Raw genomic sequence first — 16,901 nt, 5'->3', positions numbered from 1 at the left:
GGAAAAACCCTACATTCACAAGCTTCTCGAGATGCGATCATTCGACGTAAAGGGCATGTGACGACGCCATTGACCATGCCTCACATCCACAGGGGGATATTGTGACATCGCATTCGGTTTCGGCTTACGAAATTCTGGTAAAGAGTGGTTCCATTAAAGGCAAGGATAAGCGCGCTGTCCTGGATGCGATAGATGTGAAGGGTAAGAAGTACGACCTTATCGATGTGCTTAATCAGTTTTTGGTTGCTCATTCGCATGCGCACAACATCTGCATAGTTAACAATGGAAACAGGCTTGTTAGAGTATCTGATATTAAGATTGATAAGGCTCTGCGAGAAATAAGCTGTTATGTAGGGCAGGGCACTTTTGGGGTTCCGAGCGAGATTGTTAGCTCTACCAGTCTAAAGTCAACGCATGATAAAACAAAAGACGAAAGTGATGTAATTAAGTACTACTGTCATTTTCGAATCCCGTGTGGCTCAAGGAACGGCTTCGCAATTCTGCACGCAATCGGCAACCTTAATGTGAAATCATGGCTTTCAGATTACCTGGGGCTTCATGCGAATGGCCAGTTGTCAGGCTATGGACTAACAATTACACCGTTATGCTCCAAGCTCGCACTAAAGGCCTACCTTAAGGACGCAGATATACGTGCAATTAAAGTCTCTCACTATGAGGCCCCTGCAGGTGCTGATGTGGCAGACCTTCTTAAAGATCCTAGCATTGAGAAGACTTTGGTCCTTAAAAAGGAGGGGGGGTTTGGAACGGTGGCAAGCTATCTTTCGAAGGGCAAAAAGAGAGACCGCCTTGTCGCCCTGTCTGATCAAAATTGCACAGCTGTGAAGGCTGATGTGGTTTTCAATGGTCGCGCACGGACCATTTCGCTAGAAGGTTCAAAGACTCCAAAGGCAAAGTTCTACCTACAAGAGCCTGAGGTTGAATTCGATGACGGAATGCCGGTTCGTGAATCGATCGCAGCTGTTGCGACGGATCTGATAGATGATCTCGTCGCTGAGGACTGACGTCAGTCCATATAGGAGGCGATGGTGAGCGGAAAAATTAACGTGTGGTCAGTGTTTTGTGGGCACATGGCCACTATGCGGCACCACGGGGAGGATCGCGTCAGTGTCCTGGACGTGACTGTCTTTTTTATATGCCCAGGAATTGTGGCGGCTGTTGTTTATCTTTCGGATATCCCTTTAACCGATAGTCTGATTGGGGCGCTGATTAATGCTTCAGCTATACTTCTTGGCCTCCTGCTAAATTTGCTAGTGCTTATGTTTGACCAGAAGAGCAAGGCGGCAGAGCTCTTGGATAGGCTTTCTAGGCCTGACTGTTCGAGCGGAGGTGGGGCATCCGTGCCTGTTGCGCAAGACAAGATTCGCCATATCCGCCTGAGGGGTGTGGTGATAACCGAGTCAGTTTCAAATATTTCATTTGCCGTTTTGCTCTGCATCGCTTCACTTGTTAGCCTTCTGGGATTTTCAATGCGCGGCGAAGCGGGTGGTGGCGATTCGCTTGAGAGTTTTGTTTGTTCACTTAATACATTTCTCTGGCTGAACGTGTCGCTGACTATCTTGATGATTATAAAACGAGTTTTTGTACTATTTAGTACGTCCCCATGAGTGGCTAGTGGACTTGTTTCAGTTGATCCAGGACAGCGTGGTGCTGCGAGGCAGTGGTACGCAACTGGAAACTCAGCACACAACAAGCCCGCGCTGATTCGTAAGCCCAATGTGTAGCCGGTGCACTTATGCCAGACGCGTACTTGCCCGCGGATCATCGCCGCCAGCCCCTCCTATCAGGACGGCAGCCCCCCCTCGCCGAGCCACCCCAGGCGAGTGCCCCATAACCCGCTTGTAAGCACGACTAAAAGCCGCCTGCGACGCATACCCGAGACGCTCTGCCACAACCTCTATGGACAGGCTTTGGTCGCTCAACCATTGACTAGCCAGCTGCATTCGCAGCTCAGTGACATACCGCAGCGGCGCCGTTCCAATCACAGCCTGGAAACGGTCAGCAAACACAGAACGCGAGATGTTTGATTCTGCCGCCAGCGCTTCAACGGTCCAATCGCGCCCGGGGTCTCGGTGCAGGGCAAGCAATGACAGCGATAGCCGAGGGTCGCGCATGGCGATCACCAATCCGGATGCGCCTTCGCAACCACGCTCCACCCAGTCACGCACAATCATGGCGGCTACGGCATCCGCCAGCCGGGCGAGTATTCCAGCAAAGCCAATACGTCCTGAGCACACCTCGCGCTTCATCGCGTCGACCATCGGCAACAGCCCAGGAAACTGAGCGGCATTGCCATCGACCAGCATCACGGCCGGCATCAACTTGCTCAGCCCTTGCATGCCACCGAGATCGAACACCATGCATCCGTGGAAGAGCACAGCGCTTGGCACGGCATGCGTGCTCGGGCACGTGTCGATCCCGCTCACCGCGTCACCCAGTGGGGCGGCGTCTATCGTTTCCAGACACTGGACGGGATGGTCCTCGCCAGACAAAAGCGCGTGGCCTTCTCCGCGGGGAATGAGCACGACATCCCCGGCGGATAGCAGGTGTTGGCTGCCGTCGGCGCCGCGAAGAATCGCATTGCCCACCGCCACGTAGTGGAAGTAGGCATGCCCTGGCTTCGGGGGGAATCCAAGCCCGAAGCTCGGCCCGGTCTGGATGCGCCTGTATTGGACACCCTGTATCCGCATGCCGGTCAGCAGTTGGCTGATCAGGTCGGTGGGCTGGGGTAGGGCGTGGCTCATCGAAAGAGTCAGGGGTTTCGATCAAAAATGCAGGTCGAACAATCATAGATCATCCTGACTGGTCTCCCTAGACTTTCGGCTGCACGATTGCACTGGGATATTTGATGAGTAACGACGTAGTGGATACCGCAGGCGCGCCTGACGGTGTGGAATGGGGTAGTAGTGATCCGGCTCAGTCGGCATGGGTGGCCGTGTTTTCGCTGGCCATGGGGGTCTTTGGGCTGCTCACGGCCGAGTACTTGCCTGCCAGCCTGTTGACGCCGATGGCGGCGGATCTGGACGTGTCCGAGGCTCTGGCCGGACAGGCCGTGACAGTTACTGCCGTGGTCGCCCTGTTCGCCGGCCTGCTGGTACCGCGGCTGACCCGTTCCATCGACAGGCGCGTGGTGCTGCTGGGTTTCACGGGCCTGATGATCCTATCCAACGCCTTGGTGGCGCTGTCTTCCAGCATGGGCGTCCTGCTGGTGATGCGCGTCCTTCTGGGCATCGCGCTCGGCGGTTTCTGGAGCATGGCAGCAGCCGTCGCGATGCGATTGGTGCCGCCCCAGCGCGTGCCGCGCGCGCTTTCAATCATCTTCAGCGGGATTGCGGTCGGCACCGTGGTATCCGTGCCCTTGGGCAGCTATCTGGGCGGATTGCTGGGCTGGCGCAGCGCCTTTTGGGCGGCGACGGCGGTAGGCTGCCTCACCTTTGCATTCCAGTGGTTCACGCTGCCCCGAATGGCCCCGCGCACGTCGGCGGTCCCGGAGTCGGTGGTGGGGCTACTGCGCCGGCCGGGCATCGCAGTCGGAATGCTGGGCTGTGTCCTGGCGCACACCGGTCAATACTCGCTGTTTACCTATATCCGCCCCACGTTGGAGAGCCTGGGGCAGATGAGCGCTGACAGCCTGGCGCTGATCCTGCTCGGATTCGGTGTGGCGAACTTTATCGGCACGCTACTGGCCGGCTGGCTCATGGAGCGCAGTCTGAAAGTCACGTTGGTGATCATGCCTGCCTTGGTTGGCGTAGCCGCTCTCGGCATGCTCCTTTTGCCGGTGGGCGTTGGTGGGCTGTCGATCCTTGTCGCGCTTTGGGGCCTGGCCTTTGGTGGCGTGCCCGTTGCCTGGTCGAGCTGGGTCGCGCGCGCGGTGCCCGACCAGGCCGAGAGTGCCGGCGGGATGGTCGTCGCCGCTGTGCAGTCTTCCATCGCGGCGGGGGCGGCGCTGGGCGGCCTGGTGTTCGGGTTGGGCGGCATCGTGGCCGTGCTCATCGTCGCCGCGGCCGTGATGCTGCTCGCCAGCCTGCTTATTGCATTGCGGGTCAGAGTGAGTTCGCGGACGCTCTCAGCGGGTCCGATGTTCCATATCTAGCCGTTACGCAGCGGAACCAGGCGGCGACGCAGCGCACCTGCCGCCGCCGCGATAGCCATGGCAGGCACCGCCAGCAACAGTGCGTATGCCAGTCCGGCCAGCAACAACGGGCCAAAGCCCGACACCACGGCCACCACCGGCACCAGCAGTGCCATCAGCAACAGCCCCCACAGCCACGCGTGCCGGGGAAAGCAGGCGCCCAGGACTGCGGCAATGACCAGTGCGATGGGATAAACGACCGCCCAGAACGAGGGCGAATCCCAAGGCTCGCCGCCCGGCGTCCGCCACGCCACCACCACCCAGAACACCACGCCGACTTTCAGCGTCACCGCACTTGCTGCAAGCAAACTACCCGTCATCCGCATCGTTGGTCCCCCGCACGAATGCGCAGCATGCCACTGTCGCCGTTGACGGCGTATGACCAGCGACGCCACCGGGATGCCGGGCGCACCCGCTCCGCACCCACGTGTCGACGCATCGATTTCCGTCTCCATCCCTGAGACCAGCCCAACCTATCCTCCAGCCCCATGGACGTCCCCCAGCAAACCCTCACCCCCATGCCAGACGACTTCCACTGGAAGCCGCGCTGCCACCTCGACACGCTCCCCACCGGGCTCTTCCTCCACGGCGAGATCGTAGCCAGCATGCACCAGCGCATCGACGGCGCGTGGCTGGCTCGTCTCCACGCGGACGATGGCCTGGATACCCCGCTGGTGATGCGCCGCTGCACCTCCTTCGATGCCGGCCGCAAAGGCTGTGAACTATGGGCCCTGCGCCACGAACGTGCGCTGCGCCGCAAAGTGGCGATAAAGCTTCAATGGATCCAGGACAACGTGGTGCTGCGGGGCAGGGGGGCGCAACTGGAACCTCAGCACGCAGCAAGCCCCAGCTGATCCGGATCCAAAGCCACCGTACGCATCCATACTCCCAGTATTCTTCGCAAGCACCTGGGCTCCCGAGCTGAAGCCCTGACCCAAGGCATCGCGTGCTGGCATCCGTCGCAGTGGGATAAAGCGTGTCCGGGGCGGAATTCGGTGAGCAGATACGGTCCGCACCGCATTTCTGGAGGCTGTGATGGCGGTCGTTTGACCCCTATTGACAACGTCGCGCGCCGCACTCAATCTCCGCGACGAGGACACGCGCGCTCATTGTGGAAGCCGCGCTACAGGGATGACATGTCACACGGAAATGCGGCGCTGTCGGTCGTGGGTGATGGGGTGGTCGGGGGTGAGGAGATTAGCCTGGCGTTACGCGGGCTGGTCCTGCTCGCTCAGTTTCATGGAATTGCGGCGGATGCCGACCAGTTGGCGCACGAGTGTGCATCCGATAACGCGCGTGTGGATGACACCATGCTCGTGCTGGTCGCACGCCGGTTGGGCCTGAAGGCCAAGATCGCCAAGCTTTCCGTGGATCGGCTGGCAATGGCGAACCTGCCCGCACTAGTGTTTGGCGCCGACGACGACGCGTTCATCCTGGCGCGGATCAACGGCGAGCAGGTCTTGATCCACGACCTGCGCACCAAGCGACCGCAGACCATATCGTTTGAACAGCTGACGCAGCGTTACGCTGGCCGAATCCTGCAGGTGGCGTCTCGCGCGTCGGTGCTGGGTGACCTGGCGCGTTTTGATTTCAGTTGGTTCATCCCGGCCGTAGTCAAATACCGGAAGTTACTGCTGGAGGTCTTCATCGTCTCCTTCTTCATCCAGCTGCTGGCGCTGGTTACGCCACTGTTCTATCAAGTGGTGATGGACAAGGTCCTGGTGCATCGCGGGCTGACCACGCTGGATGTAATCGCCATCGGTCTAGTGTCAATCGCCGTGTTCGATGTGGTGCTCAGCGGCCTGCGGACTTACGTGTTCGCACACACGACCAGCAAGATCGACGTGGAGTTGGGCGCGCGTCTGTTCCGGCACATGCTGTCTTTGCCACTGGCGTATTTCGAGTCGCGCAGGGTGGGCGATACCATTGCGCGGGTCCGCGAGCTTGAGAACATTCGTAACTTCCTGACGGGGCAGGCGCTGACCTCGGTGCTGGACCTCTTCTTTACCGGGGTGTTTCTCGCGGTGATGTTCTACTACAGCGGCTGGCTGACCCTGATCGTCGTGTTGTCGCTGCCGCTGTATGCGCTCATCTCGGCAGGCATCACACCTGTGCTGCGACAGCGCCTCAACGAGAAGTTCTCACGTGGCGCTGACAACCAGTCGTTCCTGGTGGAAACCGTCAGCGGCATCAGCACCGTCAAAGCGATGGCCGTTGACCCACGCGTGACCCGCACCTGGGACAACCAGCTGGCTGGCTATGTGGGTGCGGGATTCGCGGTAACCAAGGTAGCAACCGTTGGCCAGCAGGGCGTGCAGCTGGTGCAGAAGCTCGTCAGCGTAGCGATCCTGTTCTGGGGCGCGAAGATGGTCATCGATGGCAAGCTGAGCCTGGGTCAGCTGATCGCGTTCAACATGCTGTCCGGCCAAGTGTCGGCTCCCATTATTCGGCTGGCGCAGCTGTGGCAGGACTTCCAACAGGTAGGCATTTCCGTTGAGCGCCTGGGCGATATCCTGAATACCCGGACCGAGCTACCGGGCAGCCGCCTTGCACTTCCGCCGATCAAGGGCCGCGTTACATTCGAGCGGGTGGCGTTCCGCTACCGCCCCGACGCCCCCGAGGTGCTCTCGGGGATCGAGCTCGACATCGGTGCGGGGGAAGTCATCGGCATCGTTGGCCGCTCCGGCTCCGGCAAGAGCACGCTGACCAAGCTGGTGCAGCGTCTCTACACCCCCGAACGCGGCCGCGTGCTGGTTGATGGACAGGACTTGGCGTTGGCCGATCCAGCATGGCTGCGCCGCCAACTCGGTGTCGTGCTGCAGGAGAACTTTCTCTTCAACCGCAGTGTGCGGGAGAACATCGCGTTAAGCGATCCGGGCATGCCTTTGGAGCGGGTGATCCAGGCTGCCACGCTGGCCGGCGCGCACGAGTTCATCGCGGCGCTGCCCGAAGGCTACGACACCAAGGTGGGCGAACACGGTACCGGACTGTCAGGCGGCCAGCGCCAGCGCATCGCGATCGCGCGGGCGTTGATCACCGACCCGAGGATCCTCATCCTCGATGAAGCCACCAGTGCGCTCGACTACGAGTCCGAACATGCGGTGATGAGCAATATGCGTTCGATCTGCAAGGGCCGCACGGTTCTGATCATCGCCCACCGCCTGTCCACGGTCCGCCACGCCAATCGAATCGTAGTGGTGGAGAAGGGACAGATCGTTGAGAGCGGGACACATGACGAGTTGGTGGTGCGACCCGGCGGGCACTACGCCCACTTGTACCGATTGCAGCAGGGGATTGCATGAAGCACATCCGCGATGGCATCGGGGACTTCCTCAAGCGTTACCGCACGGTATTGGGTGCGGCGTGGAAGGCGAGGCGAGAAATGGACCCGCCGCCGCGCGGCGAGGAGGAGCGTGCCTTCCTGCCCGCCCATCTGGAACTGATCGAAACGCCGACATCGCCGACGGCGCGGTGGACCATGCGGATCATCATTTGCATGTTCATGGTGGCCGTAGTCTGGGCGACCCTCGGCAAGCTGGATATCGTGGCGGTGGCGCCGGGCAGGACGGTGGTGGATTCGCGGACCAAGGTGGTGCAGTCGGCCGAAGTTGGCGTGATACGGCAGATCCTGGTGCGCGATGGCCAAGCCGTCCAGGCAGGTCAAGTCCTGATCACCCTGGACGCCACGGCTACCGGTGCCGACGTGGCAAAGGCCGGCGATGCGCTGCTCAACGCGCGCATGACCGCCCTGCGCCTGCGCGCCTTGGGCATCGCACTCGATATCGATAGGGCGCCGCAGGTCAGTGCGGAGATAGACCTTCCGTTGGCCCGGGTAAAAGACGAACAGGCCCTGGCGCGTAGCCAATATGAGGCGCTTGAGGCGCGCCGGCACAGCCTGCAGGCGATGATCGCCCAGCGCCGCGCGGAGCTTGCCACTACACTAGCCGCAGTGCAGCCTCTGGAGGAATCGGCACGCATCTCCAAGCTGCGCGCCGACGACTACCGCGGCCTGCTCGATGGGAATTACGTAGGCCGGCACGACTACCTGCTGCGTGAGCAGGAACGCATCGCCGGCGAAAGCGACTTGGCCACCCAACGCAACCGTGTTCAGGAAGTGCGCTCGGCCCTGCTGGCCGCCGAGGAAGAGCTCCGGGTGCTCGTTACCGATTTCCGCCAGCAGACCCTGGACGGCCTGCGCTCGGCTCAGGAACAAATCGGGCAGATGACCCCTGAAGTGTCGCGTAGCGGCCAGCGCGACCACCAGATGACCCTGCGCGCTCCTGTTGCCGGCACTGTGCAACAGCTGGCGGTGCATACCGTTGGCGGCGTCGTGACTCCGGCGCAGCCTCTGTTGGCCGTGGTGCCCAGCGAGGAAGCGCTGGAGGTAGAGGCGACCATCCTTAACAAGGACATCGGCTTCGTCCGGACCGGACAGGCGGTGACGGTCAAGGTGGAGAGTTTTCCGTACACGCGCTATGGCTACCTGACCGGCAAGGTGGTCAGCGTGTCCCACGATGCAATGCAGGATGAGAAGCTTGGCTTGGTGTTTCCGGTACGGGTGAAGCTGGACAAGACCATGCTGCAGATCGACGGGGTAAACGTACGGTTGAGCGCCGGCATGAACCTCAGCGCCGAGATCAAGACCGGCAAGCGGCGGGTGATCGACTACCTGCTGAGTCCGTTACAGCAACACACCACAGAATCGCTGCGCGAGCGCTGAGCTCCCCGCACTATACCTACTTGGGAAAGCGAACATGTTCGAAGGCATGGAACCAGAGCAGCAGCAGCGGGACGTGCAATGGCAACAGGTTTCCCGTTTGTTCAAGATGGCCATGTGGCTGAGCGTATGCCTTGCACTGGCAGCAGAAGCGATCCGTCAACTGCCGATGGTCAAGCAGTTGATGGGCGATGACCGAGCTGGCGACGCGCGAGCGTGGGTCTACGTGGCCCTAATGTACCTGGTGTCTGTACCTCTGCTTTTCCTTCGCATGCGCCGTGCGCTGTCCGGGTTCAAGCCGCCCGACAATAGCCTGGCCACCCGGGTGTTTGTCGCAAGCGGAGGCGCCTTGATCTGCATCGGCCTCATCGTGCTGCCCATTATCGTCCTGGAGTGGGGTACCGGCGCCACACCGCGGGGACAGAGCCTCTATCTGCTCTTTTCGCGACATGTGCTTGGCACGGCACTGGTGGGCGGAGTGCTCGGCTATGGCGCAGCCCTGGCCGCATGGATGCTTTTCTGCGGCGTGCCTAAGGTTGTTCTGCGCTAGCGGTACACGCGTCGCTTGGCCCCACGGACGTGCGCACCGGGAGGGGGGGCAGGGCCAGCTGACTGCGGCGGCGCATAGCCGCCCCCCACCAAGCATTGCATGACCGACTGCGACTCCGTTATGCCTGCGTGGCCCGGGATTGATGAATTATCTGATCGATTCACCACAACAAAGGAGTGTTCCAGTGGCAACGACAACAATGACGATCGAGCAGATTCAACAGGGTGCCAGTGATTTCGCCGGGCACATGAATAATTTCATCGGCGGCTTCTACGATGCGTATGAACAGGGCTACGATCTGGCCATCCAGAACGGCAAGACGGCTTTCGAAGCGAAGATCAACGGTCTCCAGAGCGGCATTCAGGCCAATGCGCGCTATGCGGATCTCAATGCGCAGCGCTACGCCAATAACCCGAATCTGAGTTTCTCCCAGACCTATCAGAATCTGGCCAATCACTACAATGCGATGGCCGACAGTATGGTCACGCAGAGCATCAAGACCCAGGACCAGCTGAGCAGCTTCATGGGCAACATGCAGCAGAAGGCGCTCAGCGATCTCGGATCGTTTGGAAACAGCCCGGCCGGGCGCGCGGCCGGCGAACTGCTGGGGCCCGCGTTCGATGTATTCCAGATGGCAAGTGCGGTGGCCGACCAGAACTGGAGCGACTTGGGCAAGGCCGGCAGCAGCCTGCTCATGGCAGAGGCTTTTGGCTTCGCCGCTCTCGCCCTGGCCGGTGCATTTGGCCTGACCATCGGACTGCCTGTGACCATTGCGGTGGGGCTGGCTGCGGTCCTTGGCGGATACATCGGTGGAAAGATATGGGACGAAGCCAATGGACCGATCCAAGACGCCTTGTCGCGGCTTGGCGACGCCATTCGAGGCGACGACTACCGCATCGAGCGCTACGATCCGATTGGCCTGGACTTGAATGGTGATGGAGTGGTGACCACCATCGGGGACGGCAACTGGTCCGGTCCGCTGTTTGATTACGATGGTGACGGCATCCGCACGGCCACAGGCTGGATCGGTGCCGAGGACGGCATACTCGTGCGCGACCTCGACGGTTCCGGCGGCATCGAGACTGGTCGCGAGCTGTTCGGCGACCAGACCCGCTTGGGCAACGGCAACCTCGCGCTTACGGGCATGGAAGCCTTGGCCGATCTGGACGCAAACCAGGATGGTTTCCTTGACGCGGCCGACGCTGCATTCGCTTCGCTGCAGATATGGCAGGACCACAATGGCAACGGCATCAGCGAGTCGTCTGAACTGATGACGCTGTCGCAGCTGGGCATCACTCGCCTGAAGACGCAGTTTCTGGGCAATGGCCCGGCAAGTGACGATGTTGCAGGCGGCAATCTGATCGCCAGCAGTACGTTCACCCGGGTCGACGCCAACGGCGTGGAAACCACCCATGTCATGCAGGACTTCAACTTCGATGCAGACACGATTCACAGCGACTTCTCCGACCATGTGGCCATCCCGGAGGAACTCTTTGCGCTACCCGATCTAAAGGGCATGGGTTTGCTGCGGGACCTGCGTGAAGCGGCTGCGCTCTCGCCAGCCCTGCTACAGGCGATCCAGTCATTCGCCGCTGCCACGACGCGTGAGGCCCAGCGAGGGTTGATGGATGAAGTCCTCTATCAATGGGCAAAGACCAATCCCAAGTTCAGCGACGAACGCATCGACCTGCACATGGGAGGCGGCCGCTATGACGAAAGCTCTTCCAATGTGGTGCGACTACGTCCGAACGAAATGGTGGTCTGGGGCGACCCTGAGAAGCTGGATGATGCGTACACACGCAAGGTCCGGGTGGCGGAGGCGGTGCTGGGCATGCTGCCGATCAGCGCCGTATTTTGGGGCACGGCCAATCTAAACAATTACGGGCGTGTGTACGACGCCTTCTTGGAGAGCAGCTACGCCGAGCTGGCGGTCCAGACCCGGCTTCGGGCCTATATCAACAAGGTGACCCTGACCATCGATACCGATGCAGGAACCACTGTGGTGGATTTCTCACCGGTGAACGCAGTGTTGCTCGATCGCTATGCCATCGACCGGACCAACGCGGCCCTCGATCTGGTCGAGCTGGTGCGCGCCATGCCCCGTCAGGTGCAGGGAGCAATGTGGAACGAAAGCGAGGCGATGCTGCGTAGCTGGGTGGCCGACAACGCCCAGGATGCCGCCTTCAACGCTGCGCTGCTTTCGGTCGGGTTGCGGCACGGCACTGGTGGTGCCGAGGCGGACACCGTTCTGGGCGCGGATGCGCTGGATGTCAGCGAGCAGATTCTGGCAGGGGCCGGTAACGATATCGTGTTCGCGGGCCAAGGGCGCAACGTGGTGTACGGGCAGGACGGAGATGACACGCTCTATGGGGGCTCGCAGCAAGATCAGCTGGACGGCGGCACCGGTATGGATACCCTGCATGCCGGCGGAGGCGATGATGCGCTTGACGGCGGAGATGGTGCCGACAAGCTCTTCGCTGGAAGCGGAGCGGATTCGGTGCATGGTGGCAGCGGCGACGATCGCCTTGACGGCGGGGCCGGGGATGACTACCTGGATGGCGGTTCGGGCAATGACCGCTACGTCTTCGCTCGCGGGGCCGGGCACGACCGGATCCACAACTACGATACCGCAGCCGACCGGCTGGACGTGCTGGAGATCGGTGCGGGCATTGCGCCGTCGGACCTGAAGGTCTGGCGCAGTGGCGACTACCTGTGCATCCAGATCGCAGGGACTGACGACCGTATCGACATCCAGAACTACTTCCGCGACGACGGCGGTAGTGCGTATCGACTGGACCAGATCCGCTTCGCCGATGGCACATCGTGGACGATCGCAGATGTGAAGGCGAAGGTCCTCGTGCCGGTGCCAGGGGTGGACGACCTTTATGGGTACGACACGGACGATGTCATCAACGGCGGCGACGGCAATGAATGGCTGAGTGGCCGCGGTGGGAACGATACCCTGTCGGGCGGGGGCGGGGCTGACCGATTGAACGGCGACGACGGCAACGATCAGCTCACTGGTGACGCCGGCAACGACCGGCTGTCCGGCGGCGAGGGCGTGGACGTCCTATCCGGCGGGGAGGGCGATGATCATCTCGATGGTGGCGCAGGCGCAGATCGCCTGGAGGGCGGTGCCGGTAATGACGTGCTTCAGGGGGGCGATGGCAACGACGTCTATGTGTTCGGGGTCGGCTTCGGCCGTGACGTCATCAACAACTATGACGACGGTCAGGGGCGCGTGGACGCCGTGCAGTTCCTTGCCGGCATTGCCCCGGGCGACGTAATCGCGACCCGCAGTGGTGACGACCTTCATCTGGCCGTAGGTACCAACGGCGATCTCGTGATCGTTTCCGGCTACTTCATCGGCAATGGCTCAAGCGCAACGCGTATTGACGAGATCTGCTTCGCCGACAGTGTTGTTTGGAACGTCGACGCAGTGAAGTCGATGGTGCAGCAGGCGACGGCTGGCGACGACGCACTGCAGGGCTACGACGGCAATGACGCGCTGGCCGGCCTGGCTGGTCACGACGACATTCGCGGCGGCACCGGCAATGACCAGCTTTCCGGAGGGCAGGGCGACGATCTGCTGCAGGGTGAGGAAGGCGATGACATCGTCCTGGGAGAGGACGGCAACGATACTCTCACTGGCGGAGAGGGGGCCGACACGCTGAGTGGCGGCGCTGGCATGGACGCGCTCTACGGAGGCAGCGGCGTGGATGTACTGGACGGAGGCGACGGTCGAGACTGGATGGCCGGCGACCAAGGCGACGACCTGCTGTCCGGTGGCGCGGATATCGACGAAATGTTGGGCGGATCGGGCAATGACATCCTGACCGGTGGCGCCGGCGATGATCGGATGGGAGGTGGCGAGGGCGACGACGAGTACGTGTTCGCACGGGGTGATGGCCAAGACACGATCTCCGACCTTGCTGGGCTCAACACCCTGCGTCTGCAGGACGTCGCCGCGACCGAAGTCGTCATGCGCCGCGATGGCACCAGCCTGGTACTGCGTTACGCCGGTACCGAGGCGGACGAGATCCGACTCGAGGGCATGTTCGATTCGCTAACGGGGCTGGCGACAACCGGATTGCGCGTCATCGCCGGCACCGGGCCTGCCTGGCAGGTGGACGCATTGGGTTTGGACGCGGAGGTGCTACGCGCGACTGCAGCGGATGACACGATTATCGGCAACAGCCTGGCCAACCTGATCCATGGGCAGACCGGCAACGATGTGATCCACGCCGAAGACGGCGATGATGCAGTGCACGGCGATGCGGGCGACGATCAGCTGTTCGGTGGCGCCGGCAACGATGAGCTCCTTGGCGGCGCCGGTGCCGATCGGCTTGACGGCGGCCAGGGCGCGGATCGGGCAGTCGGCGGTGACGGTGACGATTACTATGTTGTCGGCGAGGCCGGGGATACGGTCGTGGAAGCGGCTGTTGGTGGGCACGACACGGTGCTGTCCGATATCGACCACGTGCTGTCCGACAACGTCGAAGATCTGGTGCTGGCGGGCTGGGAATCGATCAATGGCAGCGGCAACAGCGGCGCCAACACGCTGACCGGGAACGATGCAGGTAACCGTTTGGATGGTCGTGATGGAAATGATCGTCTGTTCGGCATGGGCGGCGATGACGAGTTGGAAGGTTCCGCGGGCAACGACCTGTTGGACGGAGGGCAAGGCATCGACCTGCTCGCTGGTGGTGCCGGCGATGACGAATACCGGATCGACACCAGTGACGACGTCGTCGTCGAAGCGGCTGGGGAGGGTTCGGACAGTGTTTACGCCAGCAGCGATTACACCCTGTCGGCCAACATCGAGCGACTGATCCAGGTTGAAGGCAGCAGTGCCGTCATCGCGATCGGAAACCAGCGCGACAACGAGCTGATCGGCAACAGCGGCAGCAACCGCTTGGACGGCAGTGGAGGCGCTGATCGCATGGTGGGCGGGCTTGGCGACGATACCTATGGCGTGGACGACAGCGGCGACGTGGTGGTCGAGCTGGATGGCGAGGGCCGCGATACGGTGGAGTCTTCCATCGATTACGTGTTGGGCACCACGCTGGAGGACCTGACCTTGGTCGGTACCGGCAACATCAATGGCACCGGCAACACTGGCGACAATGTATTGATCGGCAATGCCGGCAACAACCTGCTCGACGGCGGGCAGGGCGGCGACCAGATGTACGGTGGCCAGGGGGATGACTACTTCATCAACGACAGCAGCGGCGATTTAATACACGAGTACGCTGGCGAAGGTGTCGACACCGTCGAACGACGCTATGAGACCAATCTGGTGCTTGCCGACGAAGTTGAAAACCTCATCCTGGCCGTCGGAATCCAGACCGGGAACGGCAATGGGTTGGACAACACGATCACGGGCAACGCAGCGGCAAATACGCTGGGTGGCTGGGATGGTGACGACCTGCTGTACGGCCTGGATGGAAGCGACTCCCTCTTCGGGGGCACAGGCACCGACCAACTGTACGGTGGAGCTGGAAACGACTATCTCGATGGTGGAGAGGGGTTGGACCGCCTGGAAGGCGGACTGGGTGATGACGTCTATATCACCGATGAAAGCGACGATGACGTCGTGGAGGCCCCCGGCGGCGGCAAGGACCAGGTGCAGACCACGGCGACATATGCCTTGTCAGAGAATATCGAGAACCTGTTCCTGACCGGCGCTGGGGTCATCAACGGCACTGGCAATGCACTGGACAACTACCTGGCTGGCAACGCGCAGGACAATGTCATCAACGGCATGGGCGGCAGCGATACCATCGTGGGTGGCGCCGGCAATGACACGCTGATTGGTGGGGCCGGCGACGATAAGTATGTGTTCGACACCACCAGCGGCGTTGATCGCGTGGACAACACCGGAGGCGGCTTCGACGGCGTCTTCTTCAACAGCGGCGTCACCCGTGAACGGATCTCGTTCAGCCGCGACGGCAATGACCTGCTGATCACCTTGGACAACGCTGCGACGCCCAGCGTCCGCGTGACCAACCACTTCCTCGGTGGCGATGCGGCGATTGACTACGTGCAACCCGATGGCGGCGCATACCTCACCACGGCGCAGATCAACCAGATCGTGGCTGGCGGCGGCACCGGCTTCGACCAGGTCATTCAGGGGACGGGCGCAGGGGAGCAGTTGGTAGGCAGCACGGGCAAGGATCTGCTGGAGGGCCTCGGCGGCGACGACACGCTGTTCGGCATGGCCGGCAATGACACGCTGCGCGGCGGTGACGGCAACGATTCGCTGGCTGGCGGCAACGGCAGTGCGGCGGGTTCCGGAAATGACCGGCTCGAAGGTGGCGCGGGCAACGATTCACTGCGCGGCCAGGACGGCAGCAATGTGCTGATCGGAGGCAGTGGTGACGACCAGTACATCTACGGCGGTGGTGTCGACGTCATCGACAATACTGGCGGCGGTACCGAATGGTTGTTCTTCCAGAACGGCATCACTGCGGCCCAGCTCGGGTTTACCCGAGAGGGCGACAACCTGGTCATCACCGTCAACGGCAACAGCAACCAGCGCGTTACCGTGACCGGCCACTTCCTGGGCGGCGACATGTCGCTGGACTACCTGCAACCCGCGAGCGGATCGGCGCTCGACACTGCGGCAATCAATGCGCTGGTGAGTAACAACGGGGGCGGCGGCAACGACGGCGGTACGCCGGGTGCCGGCAACGACAGCGACTACCCGTCGAAGATAAACGGCACCGCCAGTGCTGAGCAGTTGGTGGGGACGAGCGGGCGAGATCTGATCAAGGGGCTCGCCGGGGACGATACGCTGTTTGCGATGGGAGGCGACGACAAGCTGGACGGTGGAGAGGGTAACGACTACTTGTCCGGTGGCAACGGCAGCTTCAGTGGATCGGGTAAGGACATCCTCATCGGGGGTGCCGGCGACGACCAGCTGGTGGGTGAAGATGGAAATGATCAGCTGTTCGGCGGCGTCGGCAACGATACTTACTTCTATGCCGAGGGATCGGGTGCGGACACAGTCGACAATACGGGTGGCGGCACCGATTGGTTGTACTTCGATGCCATCAGCCGCAACCGTCTGTCCTACCATCGCGACGGGGACGACCTGGTCGTCCGCGTTGATGGCAGTGCAGCCCAGCAGATGCGCGTGCTGCGCCACTTCCAGGGCGGCGAGTTCGCAATTGCCTTCGTGCAACCCGGTGATGGTGGCAATGCCATCTCTGCAAGCAGTATCGCCAGCCAGCTGACTCCATTGTCTTCGGCTACTTCAGCGTCCGCATCCCAGTCCCGACGCGTTGAGAATGGAGTGGGGGTGGGACAGGCATCAGGAAATGCCGAACTGAATCTCCTCATCGGCGCCATGAGCTCGTTCCAGGCAGTGGCTACCGATATGACGGAGCCCCGCAGTGGCGTGGCGGACATCGCCGGGTCGTCGCTCTGGGGGGCTGGCGAGCTGTTCCGAGCGGAGCGCTCGGTCATGCAGGCTCTCTAAA

General features: G+C 61.6%; 10 protein-coding genes. 8 read left to right on the top strand and 2 right to left on the bottom strand.

Translation table 11 applies throughout. The features are described 5' to 3' along the window. Positions 1–194: 194 nt before the first annotated feature. On the top strand, positions 195–1,022 hold the full coding sequence (locus ABE522_RS03275) for a hypothetical protein (protein WP_346590470.1): 828 nt from the start codon (positions 195–197) through the stop codon (positions 1,020–1,022). Positions 1,023–1,046: 24 nt separating this feature from the next. Continuing rightward, positions 1,047–1,625: a hypothetical protein gene (locus ABE522_RS03270; RefSeq protein WP_346590469.1), complete on the top strand. Its 579-nt coding sequence runs from the start codon at positions 1,047–1,049 to the stop codon at positions 1,623–1,625. Positions 1,626–1,751: 126 nt separating this feature from the next. Here the strand turns inward: ABE522_RS03270 and ABE522_RS03265 are convergent, their stop codons facing one another. Further along, a complete protein-coding gene (locus ABE522_RS03265; protein WP_346590468.1) occupies positions 1,752–2,762 on the bottom strand; it encodes an AraC family transcriptional regulator in 1,011 nt (336 codons plus the stop codon). 104 nt (positions 2,763–2,866) lie between these two features. On the opposite strand from ABE522_RS03265, the gene ABE522_RS03260 reads away from it, so the two are divergent. After that, on the top strand, positions 2,867–4,111 hold the full coding sequence (locus tag ABE522_RS03260) for an MFS transporter (RefSeq protein WP_346590467.1): 1,245 nt from the start codon (positions 2,867–2,869) through the stop codon (positions 4,109–4,111). On the opposite strand, the gene ABE522_RS03255 is transcribed toward ABE522_RS03260, so the two are convergent. Continuing rightward, entirely contained in the window at positions 4,108–4,440 is a 333-nt protein-coding gene (locus ABE522_RS03255; protein WP_346590466.1) for a hypothetical protein, read from the bottom strand. The two genes, ABE522_RS03260 and ABE522_RS03255, sit on opposite strands and share 4 nt — an antisense overlap. Positions 4,441–4,668: 228 nt before the next feature. Between ABE522_RS03255 and ABE522_RS03250 the strand changes: the two genes are divergently transcribed. The 5 genes from ABE522_RS03250 to ABE522_RS03230 all read left to right on the top strand — a co-directional run bounded on the left by ABE522_RS03250 (position 4,669) and on the right by ABE522_RS03230 (position 16,900). Then, positions 4,669–5,004, top strand: coding sequence for a hypothetical protein (locus ABE522_RS03250; protein ID WP_346590465.1), 336 nt, complete (start codon positions 4,669–4,671; stop codon positions 5,002–5,004). Between the two features lie 282 nt (positions 5,005–5,286). After that, positions 5,287–7,452: a type I secretion system permease/ATPase gene (locus ABE522_RS03245; protein ID WP_346590464.1), complete on the top strand. Its 2,166-nt coding sequence runs from the start codon at positions 5,287–5,289 to the stop codon at positions 7,450–7,452. Beyond that, positions 7,449–8,870, top strand: a complete 1,422-nt coding sequence (locus tag ABE522_RS03240; RefSeq protein ID WP_346590463.1) for an HlyD family type I secretion periplasmic adaptor subunit — start codon at positions 7,449–7,451, stop codon at positions 8,868–8,870. Before ABE522_RS03245 ends, ABE522_RS03240 begins: the two co-directional genes overlap by 4 nt. 34 nt (positions 8,871–8,904) lie before the next feature. Next, entirely contained in the window at positions 8,905–9,417 is a 513-nt protein-coding gene (locus ABE522_RS03235; protein WP_346590462.1) for a transporter, read from the top strand. 142 nt (positions 9,418–9,559) lie between these two features. Beyond that, positions 9,560–16,900 (top strand): calcium-binding protein, encoded by a 7,341-nt coding sequence (locus tag ABE522_RS03230; RefSeq protein ID WP_346590461.1) that lies wholly within the window; start codon positions 9,560–9,562, stop codon positions 16,898–16,900. Position 16,901: the final 1 nt, after the last annotated feature.

The sequence above is a fragment of the Stenotrophomonas lacuserhaii genome (genome assembly GCF_039674585.1).
GTDB lineage: Bacteria > Pseudomonadota > Gammaproteobacteria > Xanthomonadales > Xanthomonadaceae > Stenotrophomonas > Stenotrophomonas pennii_A.
This window is presented reverse-complemented; position numbering and strand designations above follow the sequence as displayed.

Bases quoted from the DNA above. Each gene is read 5' to 3' on its own strand.
- ABE522_RS03250 (WP_346590465.1), top strand. From the start codon at position 4,669: ATGCCAGACGACTTCCACTGGAAGCCGCGCTGCCACCTCGACACGCTC.
- ABE522_RS03230 (WP_346590461.1), top strand. From the start codon at position 9,560: ATGAATTATCTGATCGATTCACCACAACAAAGGAGTGTTCCAGTGGCA.
- ABE522_RS03245 (WP_346590464.1), top strand. From the start codon at position 5,287: ATGTCACACGGAAATGCGGCGCTGTCGGTCGTGGGTGATGGGGTGGTC.
- ABE522_RS03235 (WP_346590462.1), top strand. From the start codon at position 8,905: ATGTTCGAAGGCATGGAACCAGAGCAGCAGCAGCGGGACGTGCAATGG.
- ABE522_RS03265 (WP_346590468.1), bottom strand. From the start codon at position 2,762: ATGAGCCACGCCCTACCCCAGCCCACCGACCTGATCAGCCAACTGCTG.
- ABE522_RS03240 (WP_346590463.1), top strand. From the start codon at position 7,449: ATGAAGCACATCCGCGATGGCATCGGGGACTTCCTCAAGCGTTACCGC.
- ABE522_RS03260 (WP_346590467.1), top strand. From the start codon at position 2,867: ATGAGTAACGACGTAGTGGATACCGCAGGCGCGCCTGACGGTGTGGAA.